General features: G+C 29.9%; 25 protein-coding genes and 1 pseudogene. 7 read left to right on the top strand and 19 right to left on the bottom strand.

The features are described 5' to 3' along the window. Positions 1-34 precede the first annotated feature (34 nt). Positions 35-1,249 (bottom strand): DNA polymerase IV, encoded by a 1,215-nt coding sequence (dinB, locus tag CLJU_RS10330; protein WP_013238754.1) that lies wholly within the window; start codon positions 1,247-1,249, stop codon positions 35-37. A gap of 45 nt (positions 1,250-1,294) precedes the next feature. After that, complete coding sequence (lexA, locus tag CLJU_RS10325) at positions 1,295-1,912, bottom strand: transcriptional repressor LexA (RefSeq protein ID WP_013238753.1); 618 nt, start codon at positions 1,910-1,912, stop codon at positions 1,295-1,297. Positions 1,913-2,036: 124 nt separating this feature from the next. On the opposite strand from lexA, the gene CLJU_RS10320 reads away from it, so the two are divergent. Beyond that, complete coding sequence (locus CLJU_RS10320; protein ID WP_013238752.1) at positions 2,037-2,456, top strand: hypothetical protein; 420 nt, start codon at positions 2,037-2,039, stop codon at positions 2,454-2,456. A gap of 45 nt (positions 2,457-2,501) precedes the next feature. On the opposite strand, the gene CLJU_RS10315 is transcribed toward CLJU_RS10320, so the two are convergent. After that, positions 2,502-3,488, bottom strand: a complete 987-nt coding sequence (locus CLJU_RS10315) for a tyrosine recombinase XerC (RefSeq protein ID WP_013238751.1) — start codon at positions 3,486-3,488, stop codon at positions 2,502-2,504. Between the two features lie 879 nt (positions 3,489-4,367). Here CLJU_RS10315 and CLJU_RS10310 point away from each other — a divergent pair. The 3 genes from CLJU_RS10310 to CLJU_RS10300 are packed head-to-tail and all read left to right on the top strand — an operon-like array spanning position 4,368 to position 7,301. Beyond that, positions 4,368-5,267 carry an acyl-CoA dehydratase activase-related protein gene (locus tag CLJU_RS10310; RefSeq protein ID WP_029170033.1) on the top strand — a complete coding sequence of 300 codons (900 nt, stop codon included), beginning with the start codon at positions 4,368-4,370 and terminating at the stop codon, positions 5,265-5,267. Beyond that, the gene (locus tag CLJU_RS10305; protein ID WP_013238749.1) at positions 5,264-6,361 is read left to right on the top strand and encodes a 2-hydroxyglutaryl-CoA dehydratase; all 1,098 of its coding nucleotides are present in this window, start codon (positions 5,264-5,266) and stop codon (positions 6,359-6,361) included. Before CLJU_RS10310 ends, CLJU_RS10305 begins: the two co-directional genes overlap by 4 nt. Then, positions 6,342-7,301 carry an acyl-CoA dehydratase activase gene (locus CLJU_RS10300; RefSeq protein WP_013238748.1) on the top strand — a complete coding sequence of 320 codons (960 nt, stop codon included), beginning with the start codon at positions 6,342-6,344 and terminating at the stop codon, positions 7,299-7,301. Before CLJU_RS10305 ends, CLJU_RS10300 begins: the two co-directional genes overlap by 20 nt. 41 nt (positions 7,302-7,342) lie before the next feature. On the opposite strand, the gene CLJU_RS10295 is transcribed toward CLJU_RS10300, so the two are convergent. The 13 genes and pseudogenes from CLJU_RS10295 to CLJU_RS10235 all read right to left on the bottom strand — a co-directional run bounded on the left by CLJU_RS10295 (position 7,343) and on the right by CLJU_RS10235 (position 18,490). After that, a complete protein-coding gene (locus tag CLJU_RS10295; RefSeq protein WP_013238747.1) occupies positions 7,343-7,555 on the bottom strand; it encodes a DUF3006 domain-containing protein in 213 nt (70 codons plus the stop codon). Positions 7,556-7,640: 85 nt separating this feature from the next. Then, on the bottom strand, positions 7,641-8,429 hold the full coding sequence (locus CLJU_RS10290) for an SDR family NAD(P)-dependent oxidoreductase (protein WP_013238746.1): 789 nt from the start codon (positions 8,427-8,429) through the stop codon (positions 7,641-7,643). 239 nt (positions 8,430-8,668) lie between these two features. Beyond that, positions 8,669-8,875, bottom strand: a complete 207-nt coding sequence (locus CLJU_RS10285) for a DUF1657 domain-containing protein (protein ID WP_013238745.1) — start codon at positions 8,873-8,875, stop codon at positions 8,669-8,671. Positions 8,876-8,895: 20 nt separating this feature from the next. Continuing rightward, positions 8,896-9,249 (bottom strand): stage V sporulation protein AE, encoded by a 354-nt coding sequence (spoVAE, locus tag CLJU_RS10280; protein ID WP_013238744.1) that lies wholly within the window; start codon positions 9,247-9,249, stop codon positions 8,896-8,898. Between the two features lie 17 nt (positions 9,250-9,266). After that, positions 9,267-10,264, bottom strand: a pseudogene (gene spoVAD / locus CLJU_RS10275) (stage V sporulation protein AD). Next, positions 10,265-10,744, bottom strand: coding sequence for a stage V sporulation protein AC (spoVAC, locus tag CLJU_RS10270; protein WP_013238743.1), 480 nt, complete (start codon positions 10,742-10,744; stop codon positions 10,265-10,267). 11 nt (positions 10,745-10,755) lie between these two features. Continuing rightward, positions 10,756-11,616 carry a DUF421 domain-containing protein gene (locus tag CLJU_RS10265; RefSeq protein ID WP_013238742.1) on the bottom strand — a complete coding sequence of 287 codons (861 nt, stop codon included), beginning with the start codon at positions 11,614-11,616 and terminating at the stop codon, positions 10,756-10,758. Positions 11,617-11,632: 16 nt separating this feature from the next. Then, the gene (locus tag CLJU_RS10260) at positions 11,633-11,839 is read right to left on the bottom strand and encodes a DUF1657 domain-containing protein (RefSeq protein ID WP_013238741.1); all 207 of its coding nucleotides are present in this window, start codon (positions 11,837-11,839) and stop codon (positions 11,633-11,635) included. 181 nt (positions 11,840-12,020) lie between these two features. After that, complete coding sequence (locus CLJU_RS10255; RefSeq protein WP_013238740.1) at positions 12,021-14,051, bottom strand: HD domain-containing phosphohydrolase; 2,031 nt, start codon at positions 14,049-14,051, stop codon at positions 12,021-12,023. Positions 14,052-14,390: 339 nt separating this feature from the next. Beyond that, the gene (locus CLJU_RS10250) at positions 14,391-15,023 is read right to left on the bottom strand and encodes a HutD family protein (RefSeq protein ID WP_023161705.1); all 633 of its coding nucleotides are present in this window, start codon (positions 15,021-15,023) and stop codon (positions 14,391-14,393) included. Positions 15,024-15,087: 64 nt separating this feature from the next. Then, positions 15,088-15,978, bottom strand: a complete 891-nt coding sequence (locus CLJU_RS10245) for a potassium channel family protein (protein WP_023161704.1) — start codon at positions 15,976-15,978, stop codon at positions 15,088-15,090. Positions 15,979-16,063: 85 nt separating this feature from the next. Further along, the gene (gene cysS / locus CLJU_RS10240) at positions 16,064-17,479 is read right to left on the bottom strand and encodes a cysteine--tRNA ligase (RefSeq protein WP_013238737.1); all 1,416 of its coding nucleotides are present in this window, start codon (positions 17,477-17,479) and stop codon (positions 16,064-16,066) included. A gap of 93 nt (positions 17,480-17,572) precedes the next feature. Continuing rightward, positions 17,573-18,490, bottom strand: a complete 918-nt coding sequence (locus tag CLJU_RS10235) for a patatin-like phospholipase family protein (RefSeq protein WP_013238736.1) — start codon at positions 18,488-18,490, stop codon at positions 17,573-17,575. Positions 18,491-18,628: 138 nt separating this feature from the next. Between CLJU_RS10235 and CLJU_RS10230 the strand changes: the two genes are divergently transcribed. Then, positions 18,629-19,024: a hypothetical protein gene (locus CLJU_RS10230; RefSeq protein ID WP_013238735.1), complete on the top strand. Its 396-nt coding sequence runs from the start codon at positions 18,629-18,631 to the stop codon at positions 19,022-19,024. A gap of 89 nt (positions 19,025-19,113) precedes the next feature. Here the strand turns inward: CLJU_RS10230 and CLJU_RS10225 are convergent, their stop codons facing one another. Then, positions 19,114-19,503, bottom strand: coding sequence for a hypothetical protein (locus CLJU_RS10225; RefSeq protein WP_013238734.1), 390 nt, complete (start codon positions 19,501-19,503; stop codon positions 19,114-19,116). Positions 19,504-19,633: 130 nt separating this feature from the next. After that, positions 19,634-20,593: an ROK family protein gene (locus tag CLJU_RS10220; RefSeq protein ID WP_013238733.1), complete on the bottom strand. Its 960-nt coding sequence runs from the start codon at positions 20,591-20,593 to the stop codon at positions 19,634-19,636. A gap of 195 nt (positions 20,594-20,788) precedes the next feature. Between CLJU_RS10220 and CLJU_RS10215 the strand changes: the two genes are divergently transcribed. Further along, positions 20,789-22,645 carry an APC family permease gene (locus CLJU_RS10215; RefSeq protein ID WP_013238732.1) on the top strand — a complete coding sequence of 619 codons (1,857 nt, stop codon included), beginning with the start codon at positions 20,789-20,791 and terminating at the stop codon, positions 22,643-22,645. Positions 22,646-22,758: 113 nt separating this feature from the next. Here the strand turns inward: CLJU_RS10215 and CLJU_RS10210 are convergent, their stop codons facing one another. Further along, the gene (locus tag CLJU_RS10210) at positions 22,759-24,075 is read right to left on the bottom strand and encodes a cation:dicarboxylate symporter family transporter (protein WP_013238731.1); all 1,317 of its coding nucleotides are present in this window, start codon (positions 24,073-24,075) and stop codon (positions 22,759-22,761) included. Positions 24,076-24,380: 305 nt separating this feature from the next. Here CLJU_RS10210 and CLJU_RS10205 point away from each other — a divergent pair, with 305 nt between their 5' ends. Then, complete coding sequence (locus CLJU_RS10205; RefSeq protein WP_013238730.1) at positions 24,381-25,685, top strand: ATP-binding protein; 1,305 nt, start codon at positions 24,381-24,383, stop codon at positions 25,683-25,685. Positions 25,686-25,690: the final 5 nt, after the last annotated feature.

Raw genomic sequence — 25,690 nt, 5'->3', positions numbered from 1 at the left:
TAAAAAAGCCTTACTTATATTCCCTAAAAAAGAATTAATCTTTATTATTTTTCTTCATCAATACTGCACGATTAATTATTGAATAGCCGTACTTTTTTCGTATACTATCAATGGCATTTTCTATTTTGTCAACTTTATCCGCAGCTTTCATACATCTTTCTTCACACTTAATTTCTTTCATATTAAAAATTGATATCTGCTGTATACTAGTATCTCCACTAAATCCACTAAGACTTATCCCTAATAACCGTATTGGTAATTGTAAATTCCAATTTTTCTCAAGAAGCTTAATTCCTGTAGAATAAATTTCCTTAACTAAATAAGTTGCAGGTACTGTTGTTTGCCGAGTAATAGTTTGAAAATTAGAATATTTGATGCTAATTTGTATTGTATGGCCTTTTTTCCCATATTTACGTGCCATCATTCCAACTTCATCGGAAAGTTTCATCAAAATAATTTTTGCACGTTCCATGTCTGAAATATCTTCGCCTAATGTAGTAGACTTACTAATTGATTTTATATCCTTTTTTAAATGTTGTTTTATAGGAGAGATGTCTATACCATTTGCAAGCTGATGAATCTCAGCACCTATTTTGCCAAGCTTTTTTATAAGATGTTGTCTACTAAAAAGTGCAAGATCGCCAATAGTTTTAATTCCCATTCTTTGAAGCTTTTGTGAAGTTTGCCTACCAACTCCATACATAGATTCAATAGGGAGTGGCCATAGCTTTACTTTAATATCCTGCCTCCAAAGTTCTGTAATGCCGGAAGGTTTTTTCATATCAGAAGCCATTTTTGATAAGAACTTATTTTGAGATATACCTATAGAACATTTTAAATGTAACTCACTGTTAATGTGATTCATAATTCTTTTAGCTGATTCAAACGGTTTTCCAAAAATTCCTTCACAGCCCGTCATATCAAGCCAGGCTTCATCAATACTATTCTGCTCAATAGAAGGAGTATACTGTGAAAGTATACTCATAACTTCTCTGGATTTTTGCTTATAAAATTGATGATCAGGGGGAATAACAACCATATCTGGGCAGAGCTTTAGAGCTTGATGTAAAAGCATAGTTGTTTTAACTCCAAATCTTCGTGCTTCATAATTTGCAGTTAGAATAATACCTGACCGATTTTTAGGATCTCCAGCTACTGCAGCAGGCTTATTTATAATTTCAGGATGACGTGTTGCCTCACAACTTATGAAAAAAGCATTCATATCTACAAGAAAAATAACTTTCTGCATATTTACACCTGTACTTTACCTCTTTGTATATTTACGTAAAAATATCTAGTACCTTCTATATATTCCTACCAGCTTACCAATTATTTTACAATCATCTACTATAATAGGAGACATACTTTCGTTTTCAGGCTGCAATCTTATATGATCCTTCTCTTTAAAAAACCTCTTCAAAGTAGCTTCGTTGTCAATTAAAGCTGCTACTATATCTCCATTTTCAGCAAAATTAGTCTGTTCTATTATAGACATATCTCCATCCAATATACCCGCATCTATCATACTTTCTCCTTGTACTTTGAGTATAAATAACTGATTTTTATTTTTTACATATTCTATTGGAAGGGGAAATACATCTTCTATATTTTCTACTGCTAAAATAGGCATTCCTGCTGTTATAGTTCCTACAATAGGTATATCTATTAGTTCTTTTTTAGTAGTTTTAGGAACAGATCTATTAATAATTTCTATGGTTCTAGATTTTGAAGAATCCCTTTTTATAAAGCCCTTTTTTTCTAATTTTTCTAGATGACTATGAACAGTAGAAGTAGATTTTAAACCTACACCTGCACATATCTCTCTAACAGAAGGGGGATATCCTTTCTCCCTAATTTGAGTCTTGATAAATTCATATATTTGAAACTGTCTATCTCGATTGTGTTCTGTCATTGAAAACACCCCTCTAATTTACTTATGTGAATTATATCATATAAGTTGACAAATATCAAACTTATGTTCTATACTGATTATTATTAATATACATATTTATATAAAATTTAAAGGAGTACTATGTATGAATAGAGAATACTGCATATTTGATGAAAAAAAGTCCTGCAATAATTGCGGTGAATGTGAAGTCTGCGATTTAGATTCAAACAAGAAATGTGACAACTGTGGCAAATGTCTTGAAATGGAAGGGTATGATATGAAGGCCATAAAAATTGACCAAATTATAGATGATAAAGAGGAAGTAAAAGAGTATCAGGAGGAAGATTTAGAAAACAGCACAAAAAATAATAATGACTCTCATTCTCAATTAAATGATGATGAAAATTCACAATCAGATCTAAAAGATGACAAAATCAATGTTCAATTCATTGATGATATAGATGGATTAAAAGAAATTTTAGAAGATAGAGAAAAATATAAAGATATAACTCATGAAGATTATCCTGGCCTTATAAGAATTAAAAAGAAAAAAGAAACCAAGTAAAAAGTACGTCTGTTCTTTGAAAGAGTAGGGAACAGACGTACTTCTTTATTCTTCTTCATTGCTTAAAGGATTTGAATTTACTGCTTCCCTCAATTGTTCATCATCTACATGAGTATAAATTTGAGTAGTAGATACATTTTCGTGACCTAATATTTTTTGAAGGCTTCTAATATCTACATTTCCGTATTTATACATAAGAGTTGCAGCCGTGTGTCTTAATTTATGCGGCGTATATTTGTTGCTGTCAAGTCCTGCATTTTTTAAATATTTCTTAAGCATCATTTCCACAGATCTTTTATTTATCCTGGTATGATTTTTACTTAGAAAAAGGGCATCCTTATCTTTTATTTTGTCATAATCCTTATTTCTAATTTCAAGATAATTATTTAAAGCCGTCAAGCAGGCTCTGTTTAAATATATAGTTCTTTCCTTATTTCCTTTTCCAACTACAGTTAACGTGTCTTCCTTAATCTTTGATATATTTATGCTGCAGAGCTCTGAAAGTCTCATTCCACAGTTTAAGAAAAAGGTTATGATACAATAATCTCTTTCTTTAAATTTACCATCTATAGAATTTAAAAGAATTTTGCTTTCCTTCAAACTTAAATAAATAGGGTTCCTCTTATCTATTTTAGGAGATTCCAGCTCTAAAGCTGGATTTGTATCTATCAATTTAGCTTTGCTAAAAAGGTACTTAAAAAATGATTTTAAGCAAGCTACTTTTCTAGCTCTGGCATAATTGCCATTATTTCTATAGTTTTCAGCAAAGGATATAAACGCATATAAATCGCTTAAAGTTATTTTGCGTATAAAATCTGTATTTATATCACTTATATCTATATTTTCAAATTCATAGTTTTCCTTAACAATTCCTCTATATATTTTTAAGAATCTAAAAAACATGGTTAAATCAACTTGATATCCATCCTGTGTATTTTTTGACTTACCTCGAATAGTTCCAAGGTAATTTAAAAAGTCATTCAGGCATTGTGGAAGTTCAGGATTATAAATATTACTTAAATTATACTGCATATGGCCATTCCCCTCTCTAAAATTAGGTATAACTTCGCTAAATGGTTATTTAGCGAAGTTAATATTCTATAAAACTAAGCTAAAATCCTTCTTATATGCCTTTATATTATATGAATAATTTGTTAATTATTTTTTGTATTGCTATTTTATGCTGATTAATGTCACAGATTTTCTTTAAATTACGTGCTATTTTATGCTACATGCTTTCTATGTATTAATTTGTAAAAATATATCCTATGCATTAAATTTTTATTTCAATTGATAATATTCTCAATTTGTATTTCAAATTTTAAAAAAGAATATTTGAAATTAAAGTAATTCATTTTTAATTTAAAAATATATGTATCTCATTGTATGAAAAATTCAATTTTTATCAAATTGAAATATTTCCACAATATGGGCATAACTTTGTGGATTCATTTTTCTACTTTATTCTTTCCTATTTCTTGTCATTAATCTTTTTGAGTAATATTTGCAGAATTATGATTTATTTTTAGATATTATATACCCTCTTATTTATAAAATTAGAAAATAGAAATACTCCTAACTTGTATTTTATAGTCGAAAACTTTTTTAAAAACATTTTTTTCAGTACAATTCATATATTTATCAAGTGATTCTTAGACTCAGCCGGAAGATGAGAGTGTTGAGGATAGTAGCCATCAGATAGCTCACAAAATAGCCTTTTTATAAGTTCATCTTTTACTTTACATAATATTTATTCTGCAAAGTAAAAAAATAATATTTCATGAAGATTGAATAAATTCAAGGAATTATGGCAAAATATACAAATGTAAATATTTAATCATAAAAGATTGGAGGAATTGCTGCTTAGAAATTTCTATGTACTTCTCCCCTATTAAAAGCAGCAACTTATATATGAAACTAGGTATTCCTAAAGGATTATTGTATTGTAAATATCACATTTTTATAGAAACATTCTTTAAAGAACTTGGAGCTGAGATAGTAACATCCCAAGATACAGATAAATATATACTTAATCTTGGAACAAAATACTGTGTAGATGAAGCATGTCTCCCAATAAAAGTATTTCATGGTCACGCAGCTTCAATAAAGGATAAATGTGACATCATGCTTATTCCTAGAATAATGCAACTACAAAAAAGAGAATTTATATGTCCAAAATTTTGCGGTCTTCCAGAAATGATAACAAATGATATTCCCAATATGCCTCCATTATTAACCTACCCTATATATGCTTTTTCTAAAACTAAATGTAGAAACTGGTTATTAAAAGCCGGTTTGATATTTACTAAAAATATTTTTAGCATAAATAATGCCTATAAAAAAGCATTAAGTACCCAAGAAAATTATAAGTTATCCATAGATACCAATGGTTTTCCTATAAAAACTGCATTAGTAAGTCATCCTTACAACTTATATGACACCTTTACCAATATGAATATAGTAAAAAAATTAAACAAACTCGGTATCGGCATAGTTACAGAAGAAAGTATAAATAAAAGCATAATAAACAGTGAAGTAGAGCATCTGTTTAAAAAACCATTTTGGCATTTTGCTAGAAATTCTTATGGTTTTTCCACTTATGCAGCAGAAAATAAAAAAGTAGATGGTATAATATACATCTCTTCTTTTGCCTGCGGAATAGATTCCGTAGTAATTGAACTTATTAAAAATAGGTTAAAAGATTTTCCTATGCTTATATTAAAAATAGATGAACAAACTGGAGAAGCAGGTTTTAATACTAGATTAGAAGCCTTTTCAGATATGCTTAAAAGGAGGTGTGCAAATTTATGAAAGTAACCTTCCCCCACCTTGGCAATACTTGTTTTGCAGCAAAGGCTGTATTTGATGGACTTGGAGTTGATTATATAATTCCTCCATTGAGCAACAGGGAAGCTCTAGAAATTGGATCATTTTATTCTCCAGAAGAAATGTGCCTTCCTTTTAAAATAATGATAGGAAATTATATACAAAGTATAAAACAAGGTGCAGATACAATATTAATAGTTGGAAGCTGCGGCCCCTGCAGATTTGGAGAATATTGCGAACTTCAAATGAATTTATTGAAAAAATTAGGCTATAACTTAAATTTTATAGTTTTAGATTATCCAAAAGATATAGGATTGAAAGAACTTATGAGAAGACTGCTTTCTATTGGATCAGTTAGCAAGAAAAATGCCATAGAAAAGTTAAAAGTAGTACATCAAGGACTTAAGATAATAAATCTAATGGACAATATAGATAAAAAGGCAAAATTATTATCAGGTTATGAAATAAAAAAAGGACAGTGCAAAGATATATTAAAAGATTGTAAATTAAAAGCTTTTAAAACTGCTTCACCAGAAGAAATGATATTTACTATAAAAAAATATATGGAGCAGTTAAGCAAAGTACCAATTTCTAAAAATAAAAACCCTTTAAAAATTGCTATAATCGGTGAAATATATACTATAATAGAACCTTTTTCAAATCTTTTTATAGAAGAAAAACTTATGAATTATGGAGTATCTACAGCTAGATATCTTTCTCCAAGTTGGTGGATTAAAGATATGGCTTTATCTCCATTAAAGTTGAATTCACTCAATTTAAGAAAAAATTCTAAAAAATATTTACCTTATTATATAGGAGGTCATGCGAGGGAATGTATAGGAGAAGCTGTTTTAGCAGATAAAAGAGGGTTTGATGGTGCTATACAGATTTTTCCTATGGGATGTATGCCTGAAATTGTATCAAAATCCATACTTCCAACTATATCAAAGGATAGAAATTTCCCTATACTTACATTAATAGTAGATGAAATGACTGGTGAAGCTGGATATATAACAAGAATAGAAGCATTTTTAGATTTACTTGAAAGGAGAAAAAAAAATGTATTATATGGGAGTTGACGTAGGCTCAGTTAGCACAGATATTGTAATAGTTGATGAAAATATGAACTTACTTGAATCACTTTATTTGAGGACAAAAGGAAGACCTATAAGTGCAATTCAAGAAGGATTTAAATTATTGAAAAATAAATATAAAGACACAGACATAAGTGCAGTTGGAACCACTGGAAGCGGAAGACAAATTGCTGCTTCTATTATAGGCGCTGATATAATTAAAAACGAAATAACTTCTCATGCCGTTGCTGCCTTAAACCTAGATAAAGATGTTAAAACCATAATAGAAATAGGTGGACAGGATTCTAAAATAATACTTTTGCAAAATGGAATTGTGCTAGATTTTGCAATGAATACAGTATGTGCAGCAGGAACAGGTTCCTTTTTAGACCGTCAAGCTGAAAGATTAGATATACCTATTGAACAATTTGGAGAATATGCTTTAAAGTCTACTTCTCCTGTAAGAATAGCAGGGAGATGTGCCGTATTTGCTGAATCAGATATGATACACAAGCAGCAATTAGGTTATAGTAACTCTGATATAATAAAAGGTCTTTGTAATGCTCTTGTCAGAAATTATTTAACCAATGTGGCCAAAGGCAAAGATATAAAATCCAAAATATTTTTTCAAGGAGGAGTTGCTGCAAATATAGGAATGAAGACTGCTTTTGAAGAAATACTGAATAAGGAAGTAGTAATCCCTCAAAATTTCAAAGTAATGGGTGCCATTGGTGCAGCCATTTTAGCAAAGGAAGCTTTGCAAAAAAGTAATAAGATCACTAACTTTAATGGATTTAATTTAGCAAATGCTAGTTTTACATCTAAAAGTTTTGAATGTGGAGGATGCCCTAATAGATGTGAAGTTGTAAAAATATCAGGCACTAAAAAAACTATGGGCTTCTTTGGTGGAAGATGTGAAAAGTGGAACAAAACTATTTCTGCATAAATGCAGAAGTAGTTTTGTTCCCTAAAATAAGTATAGGAAAATTAATTCCACATATCTTTAGTTATATATTCCATATGTTTTTTCCTATTTTGGGTTTCTTCTAAATCTATAGTTATTTCATCTCCATGTACATCAAGTACATATCCCTCTTTTGCTTCAATGGGTAAATTTATTCGTTTTATATCCATCATAGTTTTATCTTCCTTTTCGCAAACGGCATAAGGTCCCTCAAACCTATCTATTATAACTTTCATAAAAATAATCCCCCATTTCATAGTATTATGTATTCCCATTATATTACTATTATACTACCTATTTTTTAACTTTAAAGTATTTATTTTAAAAATTTTTAGTTACATTTTCCTGTATTCTTCTAACAACAACCGCAGAAATCTTACCTGGCAATAGCTTACAAAATAAAACAGCTATTTTATTAAAAAATCCTGGTATTATAACAGATTTATTTTTCATAAATCCTCTATAAGCTATCTCAGCAGTTTTTTCAGCACTCATAGCAGTTTTTATATCTTTTTTACCTGCATTTTTAGAAAATCCAGTTTTAGTAGCTCCTGGGCACAGAGTACATACTTTTATACCATATGGTTTTAGCTCATTTTCAAGGGCTTGAGAAAAGGATAGCACATATGCTTTAGACGCATAGTATACTGCAATATAAGGTCCTGGTTCATAAGAACCCGTAGATGCCACATTTAATATACTCCCTTTTTTTAACTTTATCATTTCTTTTGAAAATAACTTCGTTAAATAAGTAATAGCTTCAATGTTTAAACCTATCATTTTTTCATCTTTGTCTATATCAATTTCATGAAAAAGTCCACAGTAACCTGCACCTGCATTATTAACAAGAGTAGTTACCCTTATGCCTAGCTGCTGCACTTTTAAAAATAGATCTTTTACAGATTCTCTTTTTGAAAGATCTTCTTTTATTATATGTACATTAATATTATATTTTTTTATTAAATTTTTTGCTATTTCTTCTAATTTGTTTTCACTTCTAGCTACAAGTATTAAATTATATCCATCCTTAGAAAATAATTTTGCAAGTTCAAGTCCTATTCCACTTGAAGCTCCTGTAATTAAAACAGTCTTTTCATTATTTAAAGTCATAATAAATCTCCATTTTGGTTATTGATGCTTTATACTTTTTATTTTAATTAGTTTTCTCTTTATTTACAACTGTTGTTTATTATTACTTTTTTGTTTACTTTATTTTCTATTTACATAATATTTATTATTTTAACATAATACATTTCAGTATATCATTGTTTAAATAAAGGTCATAATTATCATATTAACTGACAATTATGACCTTTAAATTTTTTATTAATTGCACTATATTTTTATTATTAACATTGTTTGTATTGTGGTTCCTCTTGCTGTATAAAGTTTTGCCTTCCTTGAAGTATTTGAAGAGCTTCATCCAAGTTTGTTGCTATTTGGTGAAAATCTTTTTTAGCACTTTTGTCCTGTGTCTCAAGTTCAAATGTTTTCATAGTTGCAGCTGCACTTTGAATTCCTGCTATTGCTTGCTGCATTTGAGTTCCAACTGTCATTTATTATCACCTCCTTTAAATTATCCTTTAGGTTTAAATATTAAGGCTCCTATAAATCCAAAAATAACAGCAGCAGAAATACCAGCACTGGTAATCTCAAAAATTCCTGTTAGCACACCTATTATTCCATATTCATCTGCTTCCATCATAGCCCCTTTAACTAATGAATTTCCAAAACTACTTATTGGTATAGAAGCACCAGCGCCAGCAAACTTTACTAAAGGATCATATAATCCCAATCCTCCAAGAACAGCTCCTACTACTACAAGAGTAGTTGTTGTATGTGCCGGTGTGAGTTTAAATACGTCCATCATTATCTGACCTATTACACATATTCCTCCGCCTACTAAAAATGCCCAAACAAATTTTTCCATATGAATGCACCTCTCTTCTATGCTTCTATAGATACTGCATGAGCCACAGATGGTATACTCTCTTTTTGTTGATATGACATAGGTGACATAAGTGCTCCTGTTGCTACTACCAATATTTTATTTAACTTTTTTTTCTTCATTTCCTTAAAGAAATGTCCATAAGTTACCGTAGCAGAACATGCGCATCCGCTGCCACCTGAAAATACAGGTTGATCTTTGTTATATATCAGCTTTCCGCAGTCTTTAAATACTCCTTCCTGAAACTTAAATCCATCCTTTTTTAAAATTTCTTCTGCTATGTCATGACCTATTTTCCCCAAATCTCCTGTAGCTATTATGTCATAATAAGAAGGATCTCTATTTAAATCTCTAAAATGAGCTTCTATTGTATCTACTGCGGCTGGTGCCATAGCAGCACCCATATTAAATGGATCAGAAATTCCCATATCTACTACTTTACCTATAGTAGCTGATGTAACTTTAGGTCCAGTACCTTTTCCAACTACTGCAGCTCCTGCTCCTGTTACCGTCCATTGAGCTGTAGGCGGCTTCTGCCCCCATACTCTGTAGGGTATCTAAACTGTTTTTCTGCAGCAGCATTATGGCTGGATGTTCCACAAAGAACATATTCTGCTGCACCATTATCTACAAGCAAAGACGATATAGCTAACCCTTCCATAGAAGTTGAGCAGGCTCCAAATATACCTAAATACGGTATGCTTAAAGTTCTAGCAGCAAAACTACTGATAACTATCTGATTTATAAGATCTCCACTTACGAAAAAATTTACACTTTCCTTTTTCACTTTTGCATTTTTTATAGCAATCTGACAGGCTTCCTCCAATAACTTTTTTTCAGATTTCTCGAAACTATCCTGTCCAACCCATATATCTTCATGAAGCAAATCAAAATCTTTAGCCAAAGCACCTTTTGCTTCAAACGGTCCTCCTACTGCCCCACATCCAAGTATAGTCGGTTTAGATTCAAATACCCATGATTGATGACCTTGAATCATTTACATCCCACCTAACCATTTAATAATTACTTTTATAGTAGCAACTACAAAAGCAGAAAAAACTCCAAAAGTTATTACAGGACCTGCAATTTTAAACATATTTCCTCCTACACCAAGAACGAATCCTTCGCTTCTATGTTCTATAGCAGCGGATGCAATGGAATTTGCAAAACCAGTAACAGGAATAGATGTTCCTGCACCAGCCCATTGTGCAATGTGATCAAACACTCCAAACCCTGTAAGTAATACAGCAATTATTATTATGACTGCAGATGTCGGATTACCAGCATTGGCCTCTGTAAACTTAAAATACTTTATAAATATAATTTGAAGTACCTGACCAAAAGCACAAATACTCCCGCCAACCAAAAATGCCTTCAGACTATTTTTAAGAACATTTCTTTTTGTCTCTTTTGTTTTAGCCAAATTTTGATACTCTTGTTGTACAGGAGTCAACTTTTTATTTTTTTTATTGGACATTTCATCACCTTCTATTTCAATAAATAGGGTTTTAACTTTATTAATACATTCTTTAAAATATCAGAATCCTTTTTATACATATCTTTTACCTTTTTATCCTCAGTTTCAAGTGCAAATGACATCAAATTTGCCTGAGCCTTTTCCAGATTGGCATAGAGAATTTTTCTAACATTTGATTGGGGAGTTTGAATTAAATCATCAAATAAATCTATGTAGAGTTCTCCTTTTGAATTAACCTGACCTATAAATACATTATCCAAAGATACACCTTTAGATTCTAACTGTACATCAAGCCATCCTTGATTTAGTCCTAAATTACTCAAGGATTCATTTATTATATTTCCGTCCAATATTACAGTCTGGGGTGCTCCTTCTTGACACACTTCTATTTGAAGATCATTTGGAGTAAGTGGCCTTTTATCTGATTTCATGAGTATATTTATATCTCCTGTAGATTCCATCATGGCAAATTCCACATCTGCTAAATTAAATATATTTTTTGAGCGAAGTTCCCTTAATAAGTCCTCGCCGCTGCATCCAATTTTACTTAAATTTTCTTCCATTACTTTTCCTTCTTTTACAACTACAATTCCTTTACCCTTTAGCAAATTAGATATAAATTTGCTTTTCATAGAAGCATATTCTAAAATTAGCGGAAGAAGCATCCATACAGCTATGGCCAGAATACCAATTACCCAGTTGTATATAACATTTATACACGTTAATGCTATTAAAACCGCTATTACACTATAATTTATAAAATTAAAAGGGGTTATCCTTCTGGGATACTTTTTTCCCATTATTGTTATAAAAAACAAGGTAACAAAAAATAGTACCGTAGATTTTAACAAAATTATAATCCAAATTTTCATATATTATTCCCCCAAATCAATTCTGTTTATATTGAGGCTCTTCATATTCTAAATATTTTAATCTATCATTTAGATTCTTTGTAATACCATCTACAGCATCCAGTGCCTCTTTGTACACATTCTTTACTTTTTTATCCTGTTCTTGAAGAGAATATACTCTCAAAGTACTTTCAGCACCTTTAAGAACAGCTAATGTCTGTTTTACTTGAGATCCTACAGTCAATTTATTAAGCCCTCCCTCACATTTCTTATAAAATTGCTAACCAACTTTCCTATTATAGTTTTACCCTGTTTAAATAGAATTATTACATATAATTTATGTACACTTGTATTTAAATTTTTTAAATATAAAAAGGCCCAAAAACAATAATATTTTAAAGGCCTTTTTTATTTACTACATATAACTATTTCTTTAAAAGTTTTATAAATTCTCTAACCATATGAGGATCAAATTGGGTTTCAGAGCATCTTTCTAACTCTTTAATGGCATAGTTCATGTCATTAGCATTTTTGTATATTCTTTTATGAGTCATTACGTCAAAAGAATCTATTATATTTATTATTCTTGACAAAATAGGTATTTCTCCTTCTTTAAGTCCTTGAGGATAGCCTGTCCCATCAAATTTTTCATGATGACAAAGTATTTCATTTGCTACATGACTTAATCCTGGTGTTGCTTTAGCTATTCTATAACCTATTTCGGTATGTTTTTTCATTATATCCCACTCTTCATCAGTTAACTTACCCGGCTTCATCAATACATTATCAGGTATTCCTATTTTCCCAATATCATGAAGTAAACTCAATAACTCCAATTCTTCCAGTTGCTCTTGAGATAAATTAAGTTTCCTACCCAACTTAACACTAAGCTCTTTAACTCTCTGAGTATGCTCTTCCGTTTCACTATGTTTTTCATATAAAATTTTTTCAAGAGATGCAATAATTGCGTTTCTTGAACTTTTTATCTTAACCAGTTTACTTCTGTACATTCTTTCTTCTGCTAAATTCATAACTTCCTCTAGTTTAAGATGATGGCTTTTTTCTGCAATGCCCCAAGCTATGCTAATTTCAAAATTAAAATTCATTACCTTTTCACATTCGCCTTTAATATTTTGCATTAGACTTGATGAATAAGAATACTCTTTGTCTATAATAAGTACTATAAATTCATCTCCACTCCACCTTGCTGCAATATCATCTTTTGAACATACTTTTTTTAATACATTAGCTATAGTGCATATCAATCTGTCACCTTCTCTGTGCCCAAATTTATCATTTATAAGTTTCATACCATTTATATCACCTATTATCATGCAATAATTAGCCACTGATTTTAAGTTTAGTTCGTCAAATTTTTGTTCTACATATGTTCTATTTCTCAATCCCGTAAGTTTATCAAAATAACTTAATATTAAAATATCTTTGTAAGCAGATTCTAATTGAGACAGCATTCCATTGGTAGAATTAGCAACATTTGCTATTTCATCATTTCCAGAAATATTTAAACGAACACTCATATCTTTATTTTGAGATACCTTATTTATAAATTCATTAATACTTTTAAAACGATTTAATATACATTTATTAAAAATGACTAACAAAATACATGATACTATAAACGCCAACAATAAAAAAATTAAAATAAGAATTATAAAATAAAACTTACCCAACTTATATTCATACCTCATTATAGTAATGGACATGGTTATAGACATATTTCCATTTATATCTCGTATTGTTCTATATCCTGTAATATAATCATTATCCTTTTTTACAACAGTACCTTCCATATTCCTAGAAGATATATCTCTTACAAATTTAGCTTTAGATTTTGTTACAGAACTCATATAACTAAGGAATGAATCGTTTATAAATTTTCCTAATATCAAATTTCCGTTACTTTTCATATTTTTATTAGTTGTTGTTATAGGTGAAATAGTAACAATGAATTCTTTTCCCGAAATATCTATAATGCCAGAACGTATTTCATCATTATTTTTAAATGTAGTTATTTTCTTAAAATTATCTGGTCTTTTAAATAATCTGTCTTCTAGTTCTGATTTTATACTATTTTTTAGTCCATTTGAAATGCTATAGACCATACCACCTTTTGTATCCACAAAAGCCATAAAATTTAAATTCAGCTCTTTTAATGTATTACCTCCAAAATTATTTTTTATATAATATGAGGTATTTTCACCTAACATAAAGTTATAAGTCTCATCCCAGTGAGACCAATCAATAGACGTTGCCTCCATATTCTTCTTTTCCCTACTAATCAATGAATTTACAATTTGAAAACTATCGTCTACACCTTTAGTTTCAATTCTGTCAATATATTTAAAAATGGCAAAATTAAATATAATGAATGCCAAAATCATCAAAAGCAAAAAGCTTGTAAAAATCATCAAGGTTGTTTTAAACCTAACATTCATAAGTTCTCCTCTTTTATTATATTTTTTACATTCACTACCTTGTTATTTAGATATCTTTAACTAGGAAATTTTTAAAAATTAAACTGAAATTATTTATAATAATATCTCTAACCATATACTATAAAAGTATTTTAACAGAAAAGTAATCCATAGACTAGTTCTTATTGAAATTTAGTCTTTTCCTATATATACTTGCACTTCCATATTATAGTTATGAAATAAAAAATGATACTATCAAACTATATTCTGTAAAATACTTTTCCAAAGATGAGCATAAAAAAGCATTTCTGCTTTTTTTATTAATAAACATAAATGCTAAGTTAAAAATATTATTTTAAATTAATATACTATTTCTGTCTTTATACATTTAAGGTCTTTTTCACCTCTATTGCAAAATTTAATATTAAAAGGATCACCATTAACCAAAGTGGTTACAGCTAGTGTATCTTTATTGTTAAGATACACCTTCATACCGCTAATATAAGCCTCCACTTTTTCACCCAAAATATAAAATATATATGTAATTTGTTTTATATCTTTTTCTCTATTAATATACTCACTTGGATTAAGTTTTTCTTCATAAATTTTTTCACCTTCAAAAGTGTATGTCTCTATTTTTCCCTGGCATCCAGGAGCCATCATTAAGTTAAAATCTGTTACCTTTCCAAAACTTTTAGTATTCCAATCACCCATAAAATTATCCTGTTCAAAAGGCTTTAAATCTTTTTCATAGTGTCCCTCATGATGGAGAGTTAAATTCCCATCTATGCTCATTATGATTCTAGCAATTCCAGGTAAATGAGTGAATACAGATTCTTCATCTATAACCTTTGCAGAACTTAATCTCCATTTAAAATTTCTTTCAGCATATTTTGCTTCATAAGGATATATTAAAAGCTCTGTAGTAGTCCCTCCCGACCATCTGCTTGTCTTATATTCATCCGACCTTATAATTTTTACTGTATTCATCATATTACGCATCTCCTCATACATATAGATTTAATTCTAGATAAATTATATCACAACAAATTTTATTTTAATTTCTGTTCCAAAATAAACAGGAAGTAAAGGTGCCTACTATTATTATCCCTAGTATAGTTTCCATAATTACCATAAAACGTACTATAGTAGAATTAGGTAAAATATCACCATATCCCAATGTGGTTATAGTTACAGCACTGAAATATATAAAATTCTCTATTGGATATTTGAAATTTCCACAAACCACTGATTTAAGTACCAGAGGACTATTGTCCAAAAACGATATAGAATTTTCAACAAGCTTTGGAAAATAAAAGCTTAGTGGATAATAAAAGTAATCTTCTTTAAAGAATTTACTTTTAAACATAGTATAGTCATTTACCCACATATATTTAGTATCTACTTTTTTTAACTTATTTGCTTGACTTTTTTTATAGCAATTAAAGCTTTTATACGTTTCATTTTCATTTACTGTATAAAAGCATATTTTTAATTTACAACTGTTAAACTTACTATTAACCCTATCTTCTCCCATATCTTCTAGGCTTATATGGGTTACGCCCTTATCTTTTAACAATGTACTATAATAGTTGGCCCACAATTTTCCTAAAGACTTATCAAAGGAAAATACATTTATAGAAGAACCTGAATCATCTACAATTTCTAAATTTGAAAAAGGTCTTTTGTATTCATCAGAATTTATTAAATCTTCCACAGTGCTTTTCAATTCTCTGCTTTTAATTTTAATGTTTAGATTTTTTTTAAATGCATCTATTTTTGTAGTCATATTTACATCTTTTTGAAATACAAAAAAATCTCCCCTAGAATTATTTGCAATGTTCCAATAAATAAGCCCAAATAAAAGTAATACAGTTACATAGGAAAATGCCAATACAGACAAAATGGTTTTCTTTTTAATTTTATATATACTAATAAACTTCTTCATAAACATACCTCTATCTACTGTATATATATTTATACTTTTTGAAAAAGTTTATTATCACATTTTCCTATTAATTTTTCACCCTAATTTAACTGTTTCTAATCTTCAGCTTAGTCCCTTCTTTTGAGTCTATTATATCTATTCCCATGGATTTAAGCTCATCTCTAATAACATCTGCCTTATGCCAATCCTTGTGGTTTCTTGCATCATTTCTCTCACATATGAGTCTTTTGATATCTTCTGAATCCAACTTTTCTAAATTATGATTGTTGGACTTTAAAAGATCCAGTGAAAAAACAGTATCAAAACTTTCTATAAGTAAGCTTTTTTCCTTATTTGTCAATTCATTATCTTTTATAACTTCAAATAACACGGTAAATGCATTTGGTATATTCAAATCATCACTTATCTTTTCCTGAAACTTATTTTTATACTTATTAACAAGTTCCTTATCTGCCCTCTCATTTTCTTTTACATTTGAAACTATATCTGCAACTTTCTCCTTTAATTTTTTGTAAGCTAATTGTGCCTGCCTTAATGCGTCAAAGCTAAACATAAGCTGTTTCCTATACCTAGATTGAAGACAAAAGTATCTATAATCCATAGGTGAGAAACCTTCCTTTTCAATTTTAGAAAGAGTTAAAAAATCACCTTTTGATTTAGACATTTTGCCATCAGATAACACCAAAAATTCTCCATGCATCCAATAATTTACCCATTTGTGTCCAAGTACTGCTTCTGATTCAGCTATTTCATTTGTATGATGTACTGGAATATGATCTACTCCACCGCAGTGTATATCTATTCTATCTCCTAAGTATTTTATTGACATAGCAGAACATTCTATATGCCATCCAGGAAAGCCTTTTCCCCAAGGGGAATTCCACTGCATTATTTGATCTTTAAATTTAGAATTTGTAAACCAAAGTACAAAATCCAGCGGATTTTTCTTATTCTCATCCACATCTATTCTAGCTCCTGCTTCCAATTCTTCCATACTTAAATTGGCTAGTTTATTATAATCTTTAAACTTATCAATTTCATAATACACATTACCTTTTGATGTATAGGTATATCCCTTTTTCTCCAGTGTCTTAATTATGTCTATCATATCTTGAATATGATCTGTAGCCTTACAAACTATATCAGGTTTTCTTATATTAAGTTTATGACAATCCTCAAAAAAAGCATTCTCATAAAATTTAGCAATTTCCCATACAGTTTTATTTTCACGCTCAGCCCCTATTTGCATTTTGTCTTCACCTGTATCTGCATCAGATTGCAAATGTCCTACATCAGTTATATTCATAACATGCTTAACTTTGTAGTGACCATATTCAAAAGCTTTCTTTAATATATCTTCAAAAATATATGTTCTTAAATTTCCTATATGAGCATAATTATAAACTGTAGGACCGCAGGTATAAATTCCAACTTTTCCTTCATTTACAGGAACAAATTCTTCTTTTTTTCTACTCATTGTATTATAAACGTAAAAATTCATAGTATATCTCCCCTTACTAGGCATAAACTGTTAAAATTGTGTTATAAATAAATATTATCACAATTTTATTATAATTCAATAATCTCACATGTCCTATTTTACATAATCCCTTATATAATTGTTAAAATCCCAAAGATGTAAAAATCTTTCTGAACTACTATATCCTGATTGGAAAAGTTTCATTCTCATTTTACCGGATATATTAAATTCTGTACTTCTAACTCCCAATGTTGGAATAAATACAGTTCTAACTGCATATTTATCCTTCACATACACTTCTTCATTTTTATCTATCATAGTCCCAAATATATCAAATAAGTAAGAAATAAAGTCCATCTTTTTCGATTCTCCATAGTTTATATCCTTTTCCGCTAACTTAAACCCTATTGTAGGGAACTCTGGTACTTCCTCTGTATCAAATATCCATATTGGAAAATTACTGAGTATGCCCCCATCAACTATATAACTGCATTCACCTTTATAATAAAATTTTACCGGTTTAAAATAAAGGGGGATACTTATACTCATTCTAACTGCTTCTGCTATCTCAAACTTCATAGGATCTATGCCGTATTCTTTCAAGTCATCTGGTAATATTATCATTCTCTTTTTAGTTATATCTGATGCTACTATTTTAAGAGGTGACTTTCCATCTACACTTATATCTCCAAAAGTTCTTTTTCCCTTTTTAGATATGAGTTCTCCAATATATTCTTTTACAGCATCTGAAGAATATATTCCCTTATCTTTAAAAAGTGTAAAAGACTTTTTAATTAAGGAAAGCTCTCTTATCCATTTTTTTTTAAAGAATACATCTTTGTCTAGGTTCATAGCTATATTTTTTAATTCTTCTCCCTTATACCCTACTGCTAAAAGTGAGGCTATTACCGCTCCAGCAGAAGTTCCTGCAAACTTATTCCACTTATATCCCATTTTTTCAAAACAACATACTGCTCCTATAAGTCCTATTCCCTTCATACCTCCACCTTCAAATACAGCATTTGCTATCATAAAACCACCTCAATATATAAATATGTAAATTTTCATATATTGGATACTTAAAAATCGATTATAGAATATTATTCAAAATAAGTGGGAAACTATAACTATAATTATTAATGTTATATTAAAGGAAGGGAGATTGTCAAAATGCGAATTGAAATTTACTATAAAGGCATTAAAAACGCCAACGAAGCTGTAAAAGAACTTAAAAATGAAGGATTTAGTAATACCGCTGTGGATTTAAATGACAATTATATAGACCCTTTAAGCGCTAATTCAGATTTTGGTATAAATTTTTCAAACGTAATAAATTCCTCAGGAGTTTCCTATACTTCCTCTGGAAGGACTCTTCCATCTACAAGTCCCATGATAAGTGGTTTTGGTAGTTTTAGAGACCTTGAAAACACATCTTATAAAGTAATTGTAAATTCTAATTCTTTAGATAATGAAAAATTGAAAGAAACCATAAAAAAAACTGGTGGGAAAATCAAAAGTTATATTTCAAATAGTGAAAGTAAAGTTGGGAATAATAGTTTACGTTAATTTTAAGTAAACATAATAATTTTTACGTTAATTAAAAGCCTCACATAGGTGTCTTAAAATTTTATAACTCATTATGTGAGGTTTTCTTTTTAAATTTTCTCACTATCATTCTGTACAATTTTATCTTTGTCCTTATTTATTTCCCCTGCAACGGATTGTCTTAATTGTTCTATTTGAGTAGCAGTCAAATCAGGCAATATTTTTAATATTTCTTCTTCAAATTTTTTTTGTTTGTTAGAAATAGTACTCTTTATGTTTGAATTTATTCTAAAATATTCATCTACAACTCTCCACACTTCTCTGGCAACTTGCAGGCATCCATTATATCTATTAATACGTATTTTTTGTATAACCTCCTCCTTTCTTTTCTCAACTAATACTACAATGGCATCTCCAATAGCTTTAATTACAGCAACTAACACCCCTACTATGACAGTTACAGCTATAGGAACAATTCCATTAATAATACTCTGTAACATTTACAAGTTCCCCCTTAAATTTACTTTAAATGTCTGTTACCAATTAGTTTATTAATGTAATGTACGTAATGTTCCTATTTATTGTATACGTAAACATATATATTGAGAAAAACAAGGCAGCTAGCTGCAGCTAATTTTCATAGCAACCTTCCATAATAGCAAGAGCTGCAGCTCCAATAGCTCCGGAATCTTCTCCTAAAAGTGCAGAAAGTATATTAGTGTTTTCGCTTATAGATTGAAAACATCTTTTTTTTACAACCTGTTTTACTTTATTTAAAACTATACTTCCACCCTTGGAGACTCCTCCTCCTATTACAACTACTTCCGGATCAAAGCAAGTTACTACATTTGCCACACATATTCCAAGATAATTTAAAGCTCTGTCTAATATCTTTTTAGATACTCCATCCCCAAGTTCTGCCTCTTTAAACACTTCTTTTGAAGTTATATTCTTATATTTGGAAAGGGAAGTACTCTCTCCTGTTTTTACTGCTCTTTTTGCTTCTCGTGCTATAGCAGTACCAGATGCAAGTACCTCTGCACATCCATAATTTCCACAATTACATAGAGGACCTTCTTTTTCTAAAGTCATATGCCCTACTTCCAGTGCATTTTTAGTATTACCCCTATATATTCTACCATTTAATACAGCTCCTCCCCCTATTCCTGTAGAAACTGTTATAAATACCATGCTTTTACTGCCCTTGCCTGCACCAAACATATATTCCCCTAGTGCCGCTGCATTTGCATCATTATCCAAATATACGGGAATCTTAAAATTATCCTTTATTGGCTTTACAATATTAAAATTTCTAAAAGGCAAATTGGGTGTACATATTATCTCACCTTTGTCTATATCAAGCGGACCTGGAGATCCGATTCCCACGCCTACTATTTTTTTTCTATCAACTTTACACTCCTCAATTACCTTCTGAGTAATCTCTATCATCCTATTTAATATGAAATTTTCCCCTTTTTCCGCTTCCGTTGGTAAAGTAGCCTTACATATCACTTGTCCCATGAAGTTTACAACAGCAGCACAAACTTTGGTACCACCTAAATCAACTCCAACTACATATTTACCTTTCAAGTTATCTTCTCTCCTCTCCATATAATATTTCCATTAAAATATAATATATCACATATTTATACCATTAACTAATTTTTATAAAAAGGTATATATCTATATAAAGTTACTCAAAATAACTTAAATTAGAGTTATTAAGCTGGATTAATATACACATATTATAGATATGTATTTTTTATATGTTTTGGAGGAAGTATTATGTTAGAAAAATTTGTAGATGTTTTAATTGGTAAACCACTGCCAAATGAACAAACATCACATGAAAAATATAATATTTTATTCGGATTAGCAATTATGGCTAGTGATGCTATTTCGTCAGTTGCATATGCGGCAGAAGAAATTTTAGTCGTATTAATAGGCGTATTAGGTTTAACCGCCTACAACTGGCTTGGATGGGTTTCATTAATGATTATAGGCTTATTGTTTATTCTCACCATATCCTATGTTCAAATTATCAGGGCATACCCTCAAGGTGGAGGTGCTTATATAGTTGCCAAAGAAAATTTAGGGATAAGACCAGGATTAGTTGCTGCATCTGCATTATTAATAGATTATATATTGACGGTTGCAGTAAGTGCTAGTGCTGGAGTTACAGCAATAATCTCAGCTTTTCCTGCTTTAGGAATTCATAAGATTTCATTAGTAGTGGGATTAATTATAATACTTACTATCTTAAATTTAAGAGGTGTTAGTGAATCATCTAAAATATTTAGTATACCTACTTATTTATTTATATTGGGTATGATAACTATGATTATATATGGTTTTATAAAATACTCTATATATGGTGCAGCTACACCTATGATAAATACTTCCATTAAGGCAACTGGAACATTAAGTATATTTTTAATTCTTAGGGCTTTTTCTTCTGGCTGTTCAGCATTAACGGGATTAGAAGCAGTAAGTAATGCAGTACCTAACTTTAAAAAACCTAGCCAAAAAAATGCCAAAATAGTTATGATATTATTATCAAGTTTAATATTGTTTATCTTTGGTGGTACTTCACTACTTGCTAGATTTTATCATGCTATACCAACAAAAAATGTTACAGTTTTATCTCAAATAGCGTTTGGTGTATTTGGCAGAAACTTTATGTACTACTTTATACAGATTACTACATCCATAATATTAATAATGGCATGTAACACAGCTTTTACAGGATTTCCCATGCTAATGTACGTTGTTGCTAGAGATGGATTTGCACCAAGACAATTCACTATGAAAGGTAAGAGACTAAGCTTCTCCATAGGCATTGAAGTATTATCCCTTATTGCAGGAGTATTAGTACTTATATTTAAAGCAGATGTTCACAGCCTAATTCCTCTGTATTCAGTAGGTGTTTTCTTGTCCTTTACTTTAGCACAAACAGGAATGGTGCTACATTGGAAAAGTAGTACTGAACCTGGATGGAAAAAACGTGCTTTAATTAATAGTATAGGTGCCATAGTAACTATAATTACAACACTTATAATTATATATGAAAAAGCATTAGCTGGTGCATGGATAGTTATTGCTTTAATTCCTATACTAGTTATTATTATGGCATCTATAAATAGACATTATAATAAAGTGGCAGAACAGCTGAGGGCATCAAAAGAAGATATATTAAATATAGAGTTAGGTAAAAAATTTACACATATTTGTATAATTCCTATCGCAAGTTTAAATAAAGCAACGTTAAACGCTTTACAATATGCTAGGAGCATAACACCAGATGTAATAGCTTTAAATGTATCCATTGATAAAGCTTCTATAGAAAAACTAAAAACTAAATGGTCTGAATTAAATACAGATATATTACTAGTAACTAAGTATTCTCCTTATAGACAAATAATAACTCCATTGCTCAAGTATATAGAGATCATATCAAATGCAGCTTCTGAGGATGAAAAAGTAACTATAATATTGCCACAATTTATAACACATAAGTGGTGGGGAAATTTTCTTCATAATCATACAGGATTTTTGCTTAGAGAGAACTTACTGAGGAATAAAAATATTGTAGTATCAACTTATCCTTATCATTTAAATGATGAAGAATTGAATCAACTTTAGGTGCCTGGCACCTAATGGGAGTATTTTTATCCCACTTGGTGCCAGGCACCATTATACAGAAAGTGCTTTCACGAAACCGTGAAAGCACTTTTAACAGAGACTACATATAACAACTATGCCTCTACACTTTTTAATTTATCTTTATGATCTTTGTGATCTATAATGGATTGGTAATACTTTTCACCCTTTTCCTTGTCATATACATGTTCCCAGTTGGCAACAAATATACTAGCTAAAGAATTTCCAACAACATTTACTACTGTTCTTCCCATATCTAAAAGACGATCAATTCCAGCTATAAAAGCAAGACCTTCTATTGGGATGCCACAAGTTCCAAGTGTAGCTAGCAATACTACAAAAGAAGCTCCTGGGACACCTGCTATTCCCTTTGAAGTTATCATAAGTACTATTACTAAACTTATTTGAGCTCCAATGGAAAGATGTATACCATATAACTGTGCTATAAATATAGCTGCCATAGATTCATAAAGTGTAGAACCATCAAGATTAAAAGTATAACCTGTAGGAATTACAAAAGATACTGTAGCACTTGGGCACCCGTATTTCTCCATTTTTGACATCAACCTAGGAAGTACTGTTTCTGAACTAGCTGTACTAAAAGCAAGCAAAAGCTCATCTTTTAATATTCTTATTATTTTGATTATGCTATTTCCAACCAATTTTGCTGCTATTCCCATAAATACAAGTATAAAGAAAATCATACCCGCATAAACTAATATCATTAGCTTTCCCAATGGAATGAGAGATTTAAGTCCAAAATTGCATACGGTGCATCCAATTAATGCAAATACACCTATAGGTGCAGTTTTCATAATTTGGTTAGTTACCCAGAACATTGTATCTTCTACACCCTGGAAAAAGTTCAATATAGGCTTTCCTTTCTCTCCAATAGATGCAACTCCAAGTCCAAACATAACAGAGAAGAATATAATTGGAAGCATGTCTCCTTTGCTTAAAGAATCCATTATATTCGTAGGGAAAATATTTATTATAGTATCTACAAATCCCTTATTAGTAGCCTTTTTTGCAGTATCAACATAACTAGCAATGTTTGTCTTAGTCAAGCTGCTCATATCTACACCTGTGCCTGGATGAAATATGTTTGCAAATACAAGACCAACGATTAATGCGATGGTAGTCATTATTTCAAAATATACTATAGTCTTTAAGGCAAGCATTCCTACCTTCTTCATATCACCTACTCCTGCAACACCTACTATAAGACAGGATATTACAATAGGTATAACTATCATTTTAATCAGCCTTAAAAAGATAGTTCCAAAAGGTTGGAGATATTTAGGTAGATTTGGATTACCATAAAAAATAGCACCAACTATAACTCCAAGTATAAGACCAATTAAAATTTGAGTGGCTAGTCCACCTTTAAGTTTTCTTTTCTTCTTTTCCATTCTAATCCCCTTCCCGTATTTTAAATAATTACATCGTTATTTTGTAAACGATTAATGTATGTATATATTTTCAACAACTCAATATTACAACTCAACATAAAAAAAACTATATTATTATACTGAAATATATAAAAAAATTTTATCAATTTTATAAATAAAGAATATATCTGCATATACTAATTTAAATTTCAAACTAATTTAAATATATAATTAATAATATTTTTGTAGAAGTTTGTCAATCCTATTTATTTAATTTATAATATATAGGGTTTTATTTTTATATAATTAAAATGAGGTGTGTTTACTTGAAAAATACTGCATCTGCCTTAAAAGAAGATTTATTTATTTTAATATTAATAGTAGTTTCAATACCAATAGTTGGAGAATTTAAATTTTTTCCACTGAATAGTACTTTTCGTGTTAGCTTCAGTCCTGTACTATTTTTGTTTTTCTTATTTTGGATTAAAAAGCTTCCCATACCTCTATATGGAGTCGTAGCTGGTATATTTACTGTTATATTTAGAGTTGTTCTTGATTGCGTGCTTCAAAGTGGATTTGAATTTCATCAAGCTTTTTTAATAAATTCTCCTGCATTTTTTTACTATTTAGTTTTTTCATGTTTATTTTATTTAACAAAAATAAATAACTTACACAATAATCCTCTTTTGATGGGTACTTTAGCTGCCTGTATAGACATACTTTCCTCAACTTGTGAACTTGTAGTGAGGTTTTTAGTACTTAGAAATTCTATTTCAGTTTATGCCTTTGGGTTGGTTTCCATAGTCGCAATTATACGATCTTTTTTTGTACTCGGGTTTTTCAACATAATAAAGTTAAATGAAGTGAGAACAGCCGCTAACCAACAAAAAGAGCAAAATAGATATATGCTGCTGCTTATTTCAAACTTATATGCAGAATCTGTACAATTAAAAAAATCCCTAACCTTTGCAGAAAATATTACAAGAGACTGTTACACTTTATATGAATCTTTCAAAACCAATTATTCAAAATTGAATAGAGATGAATTGTCACAAAGTTTATTAAAAATTGCAGGTCAAGTGCATGAAATAAAAAAGGACAACCAAAGAATATATTCCGGACTCTCTAAAATGATTTTATCTGAAAATTCTAAGGATTATATGAATATTGAAGAAATCTGCAATATAATAGTAGACACAAATAAAAAATATTCTCTCACTCTTGGGAAAAGCATTGATTTTTCAGTAAATATAGCATATAGTGGTATACCTGATCTTCACATTTATACTGTACTGTCACTTGTGAATAATTTAGTATCAAATTCTATAGAATCCATAGAAAATACAGGTACTATAAAAATTTATATAGGTAAAGTAGAAGATTTTATTAAATTTCAGGTTTCTGATAATGGCATAGGGATACCTGAAAAGAAAAAGGATCTCATTTTTAAACCCGGCTATACAACAAAATATAATAAGCTAGGAAAACCATCAACAGGAATAGGTCTTTCTTATGTAAAACAAATAGTTACAAATTTGAAAGGAAGAGTTATGCTAGAAAGTGCATCTAACTCAGCTGAAACTACTTTTACTATTGAGCTTCCAATTAAAAGTTTGATAAAGGAAGGATGATATAA

Origin of the sequence: Clostridium ljungdahlii DSM 13528 (genome assembly GCF_000143685.1) — a bacterium.
GTDB lineage: Bacteria > Bacillota > Clostridia > Clostridiales > Clostridiaceae > Clostridium_B > Clostridium_B ljungdahlii.
This window is presented reverse-complemented; position numbering and strand designations above follow the sequence as displayed.

Bases quoted from the DNA above. Each gene is read 5' to 3' on its own strand.
- dinB (WP_013238754.1), bottom strand. From the start codon at position 1,249: ATGCAGAAAGTTATTTTTCTTGTAGATATGAATGCTTTTTTCATAAGT.
- lexA (WP_013238753.1), bottom strand. From the start codon at position 1,912: ATGACAGAACACAATCGAGATAGACAGTTTCAAATATATGAATTTATC.
- CLJU_RS10320 (WP_013238752.1), top strand. From the start codon at position 2,037: ATGAATAGAGAATACTGCATATTTGATGAAAAAAAGTCCTGCAATAAT.
- CLJU_RS10315 (WP_013238751.1), bottom strand. From the start codon at position 3,488: ATGCAGTATAATTTAAGTAATATTTATAATCCTGAACTTCCACAATGC.
- CLJU_RS10310 (WP_029170033.1), top strand. From the start codon at position 4,368: ATGAAACTAGGTATTCCTAAAGGATTATTGTATTGTAAATATCACATT.
- CLJU_RS10305 (WP_013238749.1), top strand. From the start codon at position 5,264: ATGAAAGTAACCTTCCCCCACCTTGGCAATACTTGTTTTGCAGCAAAG.
- CLJU_RS10300 (WP_013238748.1), top strand. From the start codon at position 6,342: ATGTATTATATGGGAGTTGACGTAGGCTCAGTTAGCACAGATATTGTA.
- CLJU_RS10295 (WP_013238747.1), bottom strand. From the start codon at position 7,555: ATGAAAGTTATAATAGATAGGTTTGAGGGACCTTATGCCGTTTGCGAA.
- CLJU_RS10290 (WP_013238746.1), bottom strand. From the start codon at position 8,429: ATGACTTTAAATAATGAAAAGACTGTTTTAATTACAGGAGCTTCAAGT.
- CLJU_RS10285 (WP_013238745.1), bottom strand. From the start codon at position 8,875: ATGACAGTTGGAACTCAAATGCAGCAAGCAATAGCAGGAATTCAAAGT.
- spoVAE (WP_013238744.1), bottom strand. From the start codon at position 9,249: ATGGAAAAATTTGTTTGGGCATTTTTAGTAGGCGGAGGAATATGTGTA.
- spoVAC (WP_013238743.1), bottom strand. From the start codon at position 10,744: ATGTCCAATAAAAAAAATAAAAAGTTGACTCCTGTACAACAAGAGTAT.
- CLJU_RS10265 (WP_013238742.1), bottom strand. From the start codon at position 11,616: ATGAAAATTTGGATTATAATTTTGTTAAAATCTACGGTACTATTTTTT.
- CLJU_RS10255 (WP_013238740.1), bottom strand. From the start codon at position 14,051: ATGAATGTTAGGTTTAAAACAACCTTGATGATTTTTACAAGCTTTTTG.
- CLJU_RS10250 (WP_023161705.1), bottom strand. From the start codon at position 15,023: ATGATGAATACAGTAAAAATTATAAGGTCGGATGAATATAAGACAAGC.
- CLJU_RS10245 (WP_023161704.1), bottom strand. From the start codon at position 15,978: ATGAAGAAGTTTATTAGTATATATAAAATTAAAAAGAAAACCATTTTG.
- cysS (WP_013238737.1), bottom strand. From the start codon at position 17,479: ATGAATTTTTACGTTTATAATACAATGAGTAGAAAAAAAGAAGAATTT.
- CLJU_RS10235 (WP_013238736.1), bottom strand. From the start codon at position 18,490: ATGATAGCAAATGCTGTATTTGAAGGTGGAGGTATGAAGGGAATAGGA.
- CLJU_RS10230 (WP_013238735.1), top strand. From the start codon at position 18,629: ATGCGAATTGAAATTTACTATAAAGGCATTAAAAACGCCAACGAAGCT.
- CLJU_RS10225 (WP_013238734.1), bottom strand. From the start codon at position 19,503: ATGTTACAGAGTATTATTAATGGAATTGTTCCTATAGCTGTAACTGTC.
- CLJU_RS10215 (WP_013238732.1), top strand. From the start codon at position 20,789: ATGTTAGAAAAATTTGTAGATGTTTTAATTGGTAAACCACTGCCAAAT.
- CLJU_RS10210 (WP_013238731.1), bottom strand. From the start codon at position 24,075: ATGGAAAAGAAGAAAAGAAAACTTAAAGGTGGACTAGCCACTCAAATT.